Genomic DNA, 10,914 nt, shown 5'->3' on the forward strand with positions numbered 1-10,914 from the left:
CCTGCCATCCTTCGTATGAAAAGCAGTGATAAAACAAAGAAGTGATTCCTAGGTTATATATGTCATATATAAATGATTTAGAGTGTCGAACCGGCGAGCACCAATTGTGGAGGGAAGGTCGTCCAAAGCGTTTGCATGCTCTCTCTTCTTCAGAGCAGAACAGCAGGCTCAGGAGTGTCTGAGCGAACTCCTGGCCTCTATTCACCTTTGTTGTCTTGTGCAGTGCCCTATGGCTCCCCTTGTTTCCTCTCCCCTACCAATGATACCAACGTGAGCCATCAGTCGAGGATGTTGCTGAGGAGATTCCATGACTTTCCCTGACAAGAGTAGGAAAAGAAAGGAAGGGCGTGAACCACAAGCTGGCTTGCCCCGGGACAGAAACCGGGGTTCTTAGGGGCAAGGTGGCACAAAGGGATGTGGGTTATTTGACAGCCTCACGTTAGCAAGGCCTGCACTATTGGATGAAGCTTGAAAGTTACCACCACGGGTGTGGACGGGGCCAAAAGCAAAAGCGATGACCCTGACTGTGAATGGAGGAAACGCTGTAGGCACATGATTAGTACCTACGACACAGCCCCTGCACATTCAGGGGAATCGCTGCTCTTTCTCGATCCCTGAGCGTCACGGTAAAGGGATTGCTCCTATTTAGGAAAGGGGGCAATCGGTGATGGCATTATTGATACGTGTGGTAACATCAAACGTAAAGCCACAGCTATTCGTTTGACCAGCACAATACTGGCCACGTTCTTGCGAACCTCGAATTCGAAATAGCGCTTCTCGACCTCGTAGAAAGTCATATTCGAGGCCAGGCAATAGCCGCTCGCCTGGGCCGGCAAGGCCTGCCCTGCAGAATCCGCCAATCATTGGCGACGATTATTCTATCACCCTGCCTCAAAGCGTCTCTATAATACCCAGCGGATAGAGAGAAGCAAAGCAAAGACGCACTCCTCACAAGACAAGAACAGAACATTCTGATAGACGAGCGCACAAGCGAAAGGAGAGATACACGTGAAAGCAGCCATCTTCCGTGGCGCTGGTAACGTTGTCGTAGAAGAGCGACCTGATCCAGTCATTCAAGAGCCGACCGACGCCATCGTACGCATCGTCCGGGCCTGCGTCTGCGGGTCTGACCTCTGGTATTATCGCGGCATCTCGCCCCATCCCGGAGGCCCCATCGGCCACGAATTCATCGGCCTCGTCGAAGAAGTCGGCCCCGAAGTCAAGACCATCAAGCGCGGCGACTTCGTCATCGCCCCCTTTGCCATCAGCGATGGAACCTGTCCCCACTGCCGCGCCGGCTTCCACACCGCCTGCGTCCGAGGAGGGTTTTTCGGGCAAGGAGTTGAAGGAGTCGCCGGGCAGGCCGAACTAGCGCGCGTCCCCCTGGCCGACGGCACCCTGATGGCCGTCCCCGGCGCCCCGTTCTCCGATGAAATCCTGGCCTCGCTCCTGACCCTCTCCGACGTCATGGGCACCGGCTACCACGCCGCCGTCTCAGCCGAAGTCAAGGCAGGCGATACTGTCGCCGTCGTCGGCGATGGCGCCGTCGGCCTCTGCGCCGTTCTCGCCGCGCGCCTGCTAGGCGCTGACCGCATCATCATTCTCAGCCGCCACCCCAAGCGTCAGGAACTGGCCCGCGAATTCGGCGCCACCGACATCGTCGCCGAGCGTGGAGAAGCCGCCGTTCAGGCCATCCTGAAGCTGACCGATGGCATCGGCGCCGATGCCGTCCTGGAATGTGTTGGCACCAATGAAGCCAACCAGACCGCCTTTGCCAGCGCGCGCCCCGGCGCCATCGTCGGACGCGTCGGCGTCCCGCACGAAGTCGAAATCCCAGCCGAAACAACCTTCTACCGCAACATCGGCATGCGCGGCGGCCCGGCGCCCGTCCGCGCCTACCTGCCCCAGCTCGTGGAGGCCGTCCTCGCCGGCCAGATCAACCCGGGCCGCGTCTTCGACTTCACCACCGATCTCGACCACATCGCCGACGCCTATGCCGCCATGGATCAGCGCCGCGCCATCAAATCCCTGCTCATCGTCGGTCAATAGGCCCGGTCTACCTCTACCTGGGTGCCGTCCTCCAGTCACAGGCTATGCTATGGCCTTGGACCCCCATGACGGCCCCAACCAGGCCGCTGCCAGCAGAGTGAATCATCTGGGTTTCCCCTGACAAAAGGAGGGGGCAGCAATGTGGAACGGCTGTCCCCTCCTTCCTTCGAGAAGGAGACAGGCATTGGCTGGGCTGGTCCAGCACTTAGAGCGGCCCAGACGTTGCATTCCGAAAAAGAGAATCCCCGGGTTTCTAGAGGGGATCTGCTCCGGTTCACCAAAGCAAAGATGGCAAGAAGGCCTGACCAACTGGCCGCTCCTGTGCCTGGAGAGATCAGACATGGGGCAGGCTGGGGCTCGCACCCGGCCCCGACCTGGGTGTATGCTATGCGTAGTCCCTTCTCCTGACGGGGCTCAGCAGAATGGTCTCGACGCCCCTCTGCTATCTGGCTGAATAGACAGTAGTCGAAGAAAGGAGGACTAAGCATGGCGATTCCCGATGTCAGTAACAAGACCCTGGCTGAGCTGATCTCGCTACGCGGGCGCAATGCGGTCATCACAGGAGGCGCCCGTGGGATTGGCCTGGCCATTGCGGAGCGCCTGGCGGAGGCCGGGGCTGGGATACTGCTGGGTGACGTGCGGGCCGATGAGGGCCAGGCTGCGGCGGAGCGCCTAGCTTCTCGTTACCAGGTGCGGGCCCTCTTTGCTCCCGTCGACGTCACGGACGGCGATTCAGTGCGCAACCTGGCACAGCGAGCCTTGCAGGAGCTGGGCAGCCTGGATATCTGGGTCAACAATGCTGGCATCTATCCGAGCAGCCCAACGCTAGAGATGCCTGATGAGCAGTGGGACCGCGTGCTCGCCATTAATCTGCGTGGGACCTTCCTTGGAGCGCGCGAGGCAGCGCGCTGCATGATCCAGGGCCAGCGCGGAGGAGTGATTATCAATCTGGCCTCGACTGCTGGCTATCAGGGAGGGGCCGGCCTAGCGCACTATGTCGCCTCCAAGCATGCGGTTCGCGGCCTGACCAAGAGCCTGGCCATTGAATTTGGACCGTACAATATTCGGGTACTGGCCCTGGCCCCGACGCTGATCCGCACGCCCGGGATCGCAGAGCTGCGTCAGGAGATGGCGGCAGCCGGAGCTCCTGATATGCTCGGCGACTCTTTCGGGGAAAGCCTGCCGCTGGGGCGGGCTGGCGTTCCCGACGACGTGGCGCGCGTAGCGCTCTTCTGCGCCAGTGACCTCTCCCTGTTGATGACCGGCAGCACGCTGCTGGTGGATGCCGGCGCCCTTGCTAGCTAGTCTCTGCGAAGCCCCTGACAAAATAGCCTGGTTCCTGCAGATGAGTGTCTCTCATCCACAGAACCAGGCACCTGCGGCAGACCTTTGCTCCACCTGCGATCTCCTCTTCCCCTTATCTAAGAGCCTCATACCTTCTGAAAGCTGCGAAGACTGCCCAGAGCGCTAGAACAACCAGCAGGAGCGCCAGGGCCATCCAAGCCCCAAGTAGCCCAGGCTGGTAGGCTCGATCGATCAATAGGGCTGGAAATGGCGAGCGGCGTGCCGAGGCAGAAGCCAGCCCTATTCCTAGAGCTACCGACCCTAAGCCTGCATTGCGCAATACAGAGCGATGAAAAAAGCTGACCTCTCTGCTGTTAACCTCTCCAAAACAGTGGCAAGCGAGAGGAAGATGGTGCCACCAGGCCGTTCCCAAAGCGCTGGAAAATATCAGGAGCAGGATGAGCAAAGCGAAAACCATCCAGCGCGCCGCTATTCCCAGCAGCAAAGCCAGGGCGTCGCTTACCTCGACTACCGGTAAAATTGGTAAAAAGGTGCTACTAGCTAGCTAGGTAGCAAAATGATAAGTAGAGTGTATGGCTTGATTTGGGACTAGAAAGGGCTTTGAGTAGGGAAATTTATTCTCTCCAATTAGGAACTGTTGTGCTTTTTACTATGATGGATGGGCTATGTACTCAGAAGCAGTGCAATCAGGGAACTGCAGGTAGGTGCGCCTGCCAGGCCCAGAGCTGCCTGTGGCGGGGAGAGTCCGCTGGCTAAGCGGACCACCCTGTCAGGCCAGCCCTGGTCTGGCTAAGGCGGACAGGAGCCCCTCTCTAAAGCCGAGAGAAATAGGCCGCCGAGAAGCTATCTCCCTCCGCTGCGCTGCTGGCACGATACCAGCCATCGCCCTTTACCACGTTCTTCCCCACGTGGATCAGCTCACCCCACACAAGCAGCTCCCGCAGCTCTGCCAGGTCGCCCACGAAAGTCGCCTGCCCCACCAGACCGCCAATGGGAGTAGCGCGTCGCAAGCGACGTGAATAACTGGGCATATCCTGCCAGCGCATTGTATGCCCCTCACAGCGCACCGCCGCCGCCAGCGCTAGCAGGTGTTCCCGCTGCTCTGCCAGGGCGCGCGCCTCTTCGGCAGCGCCGTAGGCCAGTCCCAGTTGCTCCAGGCGCTCAAGCAGTCGCTGCACGAGGGTAGCGAAATCCGGCTCCTTGCAGAGCGCGCCATGCCGTACCAGGCGCAGGGGGGTCAAGAAAGTCAGCGTCACCCGTTGCTCCGGCAGCGTCAGCGCGCGCTGGCGCACATCCTCCGCCTGCACTGCCAGCGTCGGCGTTCTGACCTGCTGGGCCCCAGCCCGATAGAGTTGCTGCCGCTCCCCGCTAAAAGGATGATAGGCCTCGATCCTCTCGATGCGTAGCCCGCCGCGTCGGGGAGGCGAGCCGTTCTCTGGCAAAGGGCGCCCCAGGCCCTGGCGCTCCAGTTCCTGGCTGCTGAGCATAACATAGGGCAGCAGCTCCACGCGTCGGCCAATGAGCGTCATTCCAAACACAAGTCGCTCGCCTGGCTCGTAGCGCCGTCCTCCCTCTAACGGCGGCTCCAGCACATAGGGGCGAGGAATATCGCGCCCCCAGGGCTGCCCGTTAAGGCGCTGCAGCGTTGGCGCTTGCGGGTCATCCGCTGGCGCCAACAGCGCACTGACAGGACAGACCTGCAGCAGGGGACATTCCAGGCAAGTGGGGGCCTGCTTGTTCGTGCAGAAACGGCGCCAGATCGCCGTAAAAAGCGCGCCGCGCAGCGCCGTCCCCGGAGAGTCATCCAGCTCTAGCGGTGTCTCGACGCGCATGGTCCATAGCAGGTGATAGGTTGTGAGCATAGACCTCCCTTCCATGTGAGTAAGGTCATATCCATAAGCGGAGCCTCTTCCCTTCCCTGGCCAAGACGGGGGACGGCGCGGCATGCAAGCTGCGTTGCTGGTCATCTCCCCTCGTATCATGAAGGCGGCAAGCGTCGATACCAGCTATAGGAGTGGGAAGAACGCCAGCGCTGATAAGGGAGCACTACGTGACGGAGCACGCGGTCCCGGTTCAGCACAATACGCTCGTTCGTATAGATGTTGGCCTGAGAGAAGGTCAGCTTCGGCCCGCAGTCATCGAGCACCTGCAGCGTCCCCTGCATAGGAAACGTCTCCTGCCGTGAGGCGGTCAGCAGCAGAAAGCTGCCAGCGGGCAGCTCCGCACTTTGCGCAGGAGGCTGCAGGATCTGGATGAAGCCGCCGCGCTTGCCCAGGTAGTTGAGACCGACCAGCAGCTCCGGCAGCACTGCCGTCAGAGGACTCCCTTCAGCTACCTCGCAGGCCAGACGCAGGCTTCCATAGTAGCTAATGTACTCACGATAAGCGATTGTCGGCTGAAAAGGATACTCTTTTTCTAGACGCGCGCGAGCAGCCTTTTCGGGATTGCTCTTGTCCTTCAGCTCGCGGCGGATCTTGCTGAAACCCTTGATGACGACCGCCTGTTCTGGTGGTTCCAGGGCGATAGGCAGGTCGCGCAGAGCGGGGAAGAGGCGTTCCCCCTCTGCCAGACCGCGAGTGCGGATCAGGGTGCTGAGCAGGGCCATCTTGATAGCGAAAGGGGTCGGCACCAGCAGCGTCTGACCACCCGAGGATGTAGCGCTGGCCGGTCGCAGCGAGAAGAAAGAGACCGGCAAGTAGTGCGCGACGATCCACATTGGTCGTCTGCCTCCTTTCTGTGTGATCTGCCAACCGACCAATCGACCCCTAGGCCGACGCCGCCTCGGGGGTAATGCTATCGATCAGCGAGCGCATCTGCTGCGAGAACTCGGCCAGCGTATCGAAGGTCTGCAGGCGCACATGCTGGGGACCAGCGCCGTTCAGGGCGCGAACAATGGCCTCCGCTTGCTCACGGTAGGCCTGCGGCTCATCGCTGCCGCCCAGTAGCGGACTGACCAGCGGCGCCGGCGTAGCGGTGTCGCTGGTGCTGATGAAGCCTTCCAGGGCCAGCAGGTGAGGGAGCTGGGTCGAGCGCATGGCGCCGTTGAACTCCAGGAAGCTGTAGAGCAGGCTTTCAAGCAGGACACGGGTGCGGCGCTGGCGCTCTTCGGCACTGATGGCGTATCTCTGCGCGATATCGTTGTAGCCTACCCGGCTCAGCTCGACGTGGCAGACCACGGCGTAGACGCCGCTGGAAGCCGGGCGATGGAAAATGCTTTGTCCAAGGTTGGCCCCTTTGTGTTCGTTGCTCTCCTCCTTGCGCGTCGCGCCCGGACCGCGCTCCAGGGCGTACTTGACGTGGAAGTAGCTATCGGTCCGTACGCGCTCGGGTAAGGCCACAACCCAGCCGAATTCACAGACCGACTTGCGCGGGACCGAACGCCCGCCTTCAGTCACCAGAATCCCACCAACGTCGTCCATGGCGCAGCGCTGCAGCAGGCCATCGATGAGGGCTGCGCCGGTATCGCCAGCTCCCTTAATAAAGTCGCTGTCGGCATTGATGCGGTTGGCATCGAACTGCTGACAGCCAGCGCAGAGGCTCAGGCCCTCCTCACGTGCGCGGCGATAGAAGTGCTCCATAAGGACATGCTTGAGCATGTCGCCAGAGATGGCGTTGACGGTGTGCAGCAGACCGTCGTCGCCGATGATATCGACCATGCGCGTCTGAATCTGGTTCCCCTCGCCGCCTTCGTTGTTGAGGCTGTGCATGTTCAGGGTCATGCGCGCAGCGATGGACAGAGAGACTGGTGTGTTTGCCATAGTTAGATTCCTCCCTTTCTTTGTGATGATCGTTGCCGTTGGTGCTATTTATGTTGCGAGGTAAATGATAAATCAGTTCTGTAGGCTTTGGTCGTCTGTTGCCTCTGTATCCTCCTCGCTCTGGCTGCTTTCCGCGGCCTTGCCCCAGCGGGCATAGCCATAAGAGAGCAGCATCGAGGCCACCAGCTCGCAGGGATACTGGTCGAAGAGGGTCGTAAACTCGTCGATATCGCTGGTCGTGACGGGGTAGCGCAGATGATGCTGGTTGTAGTCCTCTGAACGCAAGGCGCGTCCCAGCTTCTGCGCCACCTTCTCCTCTTCGCGCGCGGTCTCGGCGTTGTAATGCAGCAGAAACTCGCTGAGGGCTTGCATGAATTCGTCGCGACGATGGATCTTGCGCAGCAGCTCCTGCCCCAGTCCGTAGCGCACCTCGTAGGGATAGTTGTTATCCTGGAAGCGGCGGCGCTGGGCGTTGACCGTTGCCTCGCGGATGGCCGAGGCGATGCGCTGGAAGCCTTTGTTCTGAAGGATGGGGGTCAGTTTCAGGTCCTGGGTTCCTTTTTTCGTTTCCATTGCAGCACTCTCCAGTAATACAAGTTTGTCCAAGCCCTGGCTGGCAAACTGCTTGAGCCAGCGCTTCTCGTTTTTCTCGCGTTCCCGCTGACGGAAGAGGTAAGGGCCATAGCTGGCGGCGAAGCGCCAGAAGAGGCGCAGATCGTGACTGGAGAGAAAGTCGCGGTAGATGCGCAGCAGCTCTAGCTCTTCGCTGCCTTCTTTCCCCTGTGGTCCCTCGATGCGGTTGATGATGGCGATGTGCTCCTCCAGCAGCTCATCGATCTGCGTGGCCTCGGCGACGGAGCGCGGTCGCGGCGGCAGCCACGAGGGCAGATTGATGGTCGAGACATTCATCACCGCGTGGGCGCTGCCCATGTCCTTGTAGAAAGCCACGTCAAGCCCGTGGGTGATACTGACCAGGGGAGGAAGCTCGTCCGGGTCAAGGTTCTGGCTGCTCGCCAGCTCATTGCGCCGGTGGTTCACCAGAGCCTGAGCCAGGCGCAGGGCGGCCAGAATATCCTGTTTGATGGCCGTGCTGGACCAGCAGATCTCACGAAACTTCTGCATGATGGTCCTGAGCGTCTCCAGCTCGACCTTTTCGGGCAGCACCACGAAGGTCTTGCGGTCCTTGCTGCCACTGAGCATATAGGGAGCGGCGCCCAGCATGAAGCCGCGGAACTTGACCAGCTCCAGCAGCCAGAAGCTTTCCAGGCCGCCAACCGCCAGACGGTTGCTTTTGGGGGCATTGGCCCCTTTGCCACTGGTTGGATTGAGCAGCTGCACGGCGGTGGCCTGGGCCTTGCCGCTGAGGCCCTGCTCCTTGGCCCACTTCTCCCAGGTGCGTTGCGCCTGCTCGACGTCGTTGAGCGGCTCGGAGAAAAGGCGGAAGAGCAGACGCACAGCAAACCATTGCTGCTCGGCGCTCAGGCTCTCCCAACGCAGCACCAGCTCATTGAAGGTGTCGGCGACCTTCATGACGTTGATGGCCTTGTAGTGCTCCAGCTCAGGGCTGGGGCCGTTGCTCAGGAGCTGCTGCAGCTCTGGAGAAGGGTTGAGGCGCGCTTTTGGCGACCGCTTCTCGGGCGGCAGTTTGGCGAGCTGTGCCTGTAGCTGACGCTGTTTCTCTTGCTCGGCCTCGTAGTCGAAGATTTCGACCTCGCTGAATGTGCGCCCCTTTTTCGCCTGCCGCTCCTGCTGTTTGGCCGTGCTTAGGGGGCGCAGCAGGGGGAGGCGGTTACCGCTCGCCAGGTCGCTTTCTTCCACGGGAGGGAGCTGGATCAGAAAGCTCTGGCCGGCGTCGTAGATCTCCGCAGACTGCTCCGGACGGCCCAGGCGCGCCAGGCCGAGCCGCATGAGATCGGCTACGCCCAGGGCGAGCAGGGTATCGGCGAATGTCCCGCTCGCTTTGTTGACATAGAGCGTTGTCATACACTGTCCTCTGTTAGGCGATTTGCGCTATTTATAAAACGAGCAAACCACAAATGATAACTTGGCAAGCGTTTGGTACACGATCTGGCGCATGGTCTAGACCTCTCCTCTCGCCTCCCCTTTCTGGCCCGAGGACCGCGAGCCTGTCAGCGAACTGGCAAGCTCGCCTGGCTAACGATACGCGTCGGCGCGCTGGTCGGCCAGGCGCAAAGCCCGTGTCATGACAAAGGCCAGCCAGGTTTCGTACAGAGGTTTGTGCAGGTCCAGAGCGGGCTGACTGAACTTCCCTGAGGTGGCATTCTCGGGGAAGAGATCTCCTTGCTGGCACTCCGGCAGGATCAACTCCAGGTTCAGGGGCCGAGACGAGGTCTCGCGCTGTACCAGGGCTAAGGCTCGCCGCACCGCCTCTAAGGCTCCTGGCGCCAGCCTGCCCGCACCATATTCGTGAGCCCCTGTGGTATGATGACGGGCAATGGCGTAGCAGGTAGCCCGCACCACGGGCGCCGTGGGACTTGCCGGCGTTGTTGCGCCCAGGCAGTCCACGATGAAGCGGCGCGCCAGGGCCACGCTCTCACAGGCGTGGTTAGGACGGCGTTCTGCTAGCTCTTGCTCCCACTGTCGCTCTTCGCGGGCCCGCACGTCATAGGTCGTCTTGGCAAAGAGATAATCGGCTGCCGGCTCCTGATAGTGCAGGCCCTTCTTTTCGTGATAGAGGCGTTCCCAGGCGCGGGCCCAACGCTGCCAGCCCTCAGCGAGCTTACCCAGATCGTGCAGGGCCAGCGCTAACTGAATGGCCTGATCAATTGTGCCCGCTGCCAATCCCATGCGCTCCTCCAAGCGACGCAGAGCATAGGCCAGCTCATGATAGAGGCCGTAGTGATAGGCGTCGGCCAGTCCCCCAATGTGCTCCTCGTAGCGCTGGCGTGAGACCGTCTGGCTGACTACACCGGCGCGCCGCCGTTCCAGCGGACGGCTCTGGTAGCGCATACCCTCAAGGCGCTGTTGCCAGCGCGCTGGCAATGGCAGGCGCCCGTCGCGGAAGACCAGGCCCAGATCGCGATCGTAGGTCACCAGGGCCTGCGGCAAAGCCAGCACCAGGGCACTACTGATCTGGGCCGGGTTGGTCACCGGCTCCCACGTATACAGTGGCTCGCGCCGGCTATCGTCCTCGCCCTGGGCCGCTCCCCCGCTCCCGGTATCCATGAGCACCGCTTGTTTGCACACCCAATCGAGGCCCAGCGCCGCGGCCCGCTCCTGTAGGGCCTGCCAGTGCCGACCCTGCAGCAGACTGGGACGCAGTGTGAAAAGCTGCCATTGCCAGGGCGCTGTGACGATCTCCTCTTCGGGCGCATCGTGCACCAGCAGCGCCACTTGCAGATCATCGCGAATCAGCGTAGAGCGCACACTTGGATCGGGCTTCCTCAAGCTGGTCACCATCTTCTCAAGCAGATGGGGCCGTTGCTCCTCATAGCGCGCCAGCAACTGGAGATCGCTCTCACAATGGACTGTATCAAGCAGGCGGCGCTCCTCCTGAAAGCGCACGACCTGGCCATCGTACTCGGCCAGGGCCTCCCACGTGCGTTGACAGGGTTCCGGCTCGTAGGGTAGTGTCTGCGCTTGGCCCTGATCATCGACGGGAAGCGAGTAGATAAAGACCTGCCCCTGCTGGTGAGGGAAGCGCGCGCAGCGTCCAGCGCGCTGGATCAGGCTATTGGCCGGTGACAGCTCGCTGTGCAGCGTCTCAACCGAGATATCAAGGCCCACCTCGACCACCTGCGTCGCCACCACAATCACATTCTCGCCCTGATAGCGCCCGCTC

At 61.1% G+C, this 10,914-nt stretch carries 9 protein-coding genes; 2 read left to right on the forward strand and 7 right to left on the reverse strand.

Features of this window, described 5'->3' with window-relative positions:
• Positions 1 to 641 precede the first annotated feature (641 nt).
• A complete protein-coding gene (locus IRZ24_RS11100) occupies positions 642 to 860 on the reverse strand; it encodes a hypothetical protein (RefSeq protein WP_297163947.1) in 219 nt (72 codons plus the stop codon).
• A 148-nt stretch (positions 861 to 1,008) separates the two neighbouring features.
• Between IRZ24_RS11100 and IRZ24_RS11105 the strand changes: the two genes are divergently transcribed.
• Positions 1,009 to 2,049, forward strand: a complete 1,041-nt coding sequence (locus IRZ24_RS11105; RefSeq protein WP_297163950.1) for a zinc-dependent alcohol dehydrogenase family protein — start codon at positions 1,009 to 1,011, stop codon at positions 2,047 to 2,049.
• A gap of 486 nt (positions 2,050 to 2,535) precedes the next feature.
• On the forward strand, positions 2,536 to 3,354 hold the full coding sequence (locus IRZ24_RS11110; protein WP_297163952.1) for an SDR family NAD(P)-dependent oxidoreductase: 819 nt from the start codon (positions 2,536 to 2,538) through the stop codon (positions 3,352 to 3,354).
• Between the two features lie 112 nt (positions 3,355 to 3,466).
• On the opposite strand, the gene IRZ24_RS19805 is transcribed toward IRZ24_RS11110, so the two are convergent.
• From IRZ24_RS19805 to IRZ24_RS11135, 6 genes are all read right to left on the reverse strand, one after another.
• Positions 3,467 to 3,838, reverse strand: coding sequence for a MauE/DoxX family redox-associated membrane protein (locus IRZ24_RS19805; protein WP_366914272.1), 372 nt, complete (start codon positions 3,836 to 3,838; stop codon positions 3,467 to 3,469).
• 328 nt (positions 3,839 to 4,166) lie between these two features.
• Entirely contained in the window at positions 4,167 to 5,216 is a 1,050-nt protein-coding gene (gene cas6, locus IRZ24_RS11115; RefSeq protein ID WP_297163954.1) for a CRISPR system precrRNA processing endoribonuclease RAMP protein Cas6, read from the reverse strand.
• Between the two features lie 116 nt (positions 5,217 to 5,332).
• Positions 5,333 to 6,070, reverse strand: coding sequence for a hypothetical protein (locus tag IRZ24_RS11120; protein ID WP_297163957.1), 738 nt, complete (start codon positions 6,068 to 6,070; stop codon positions 5,333 to 5,335).
• Positions 6,071 to 6,119: 49 nt separating this feature from the next.
• Positions 6,120 to 7,112 (reverse strand): DevR family CRISPR-associated autoregulator, encoded by a 993-nt coding sequence (locus IRZ24_RS11125; protein WP_297163960.1) that lies wholly within the window; start codon positions 7,110 to 7,112, stop codon positions 6,120 to 6,122.
• A gap of 72 nt (positions 7,113 to 7,184) precedes the next feature.
• On the reverse strand, positions 7,185 to 9,095 hold the full coding sequence (locus IRZ24_RS11130) for a hypothetical protein (RefSeq protein WP_297163962.1): 1,911 nt from the start codon (positions 9,093 to 9,095) through the stop codon (positions 7,185 to 7,187).
• A 171-nt stretch (positions 9,096 to 9,266) separates the two neighbouring features.
• Positions 9,267 to 10,914 (reverse strand): HD domain-containing protein (locus IRZ24_RS11135; RefSeq protein WP_297163965.1); only part of this gene is annotated, 1,648 nt, incomplete at its 5' end.

Origin of the sequence: Thermogemmatispora sp., from assembly GCF_019683755.1 — a bacterium.
In the GTDB taxonomy this organism is placed as follows: domain Bacteria; phylum Chloroflexota; class Ktedonobacteria; order Ktedonobacterales; family Ktedonobacteraceae; genus Thermogemmatispora.

Coding starts and splice junctions, on each gene's coding strand:
- IRZ24_RS11125 (WP_297163960.1), bottom strand. CDS start 7,112: ATGGCAAACACACCAGTCTCTCTGTCCATCGCTGCGCGCATGACCCTG.
- cas6 (WP_297163954.1), bottom strand. CDS start 5,216: ATGCTCACAACCTATCACCTGCTATGGACCATGCGCGTCGAGACACCG.
- IRZ24_RS11110 (WP_297163952.1), top strand. CDS start 2,536: ATGGCGATTCCCGATGTCAGTAACAAGACCCTGGCTGAGCTGATCTCG.
- IRZ24_RS11120 (WP_297163957.1), bottom strand. CDS start 6,070: ATGTGGATCGTCGCGCACTACTTGCCGGTCTCTTTCTTCTCGCTGCGA.
- IRZ24_RS11130 (WP_297163962.1), bottom strand. CDS start 9,095: ATGACAACGCTCTATGTCAACAAAGCGAGCGGGACATTCGCCGATACC.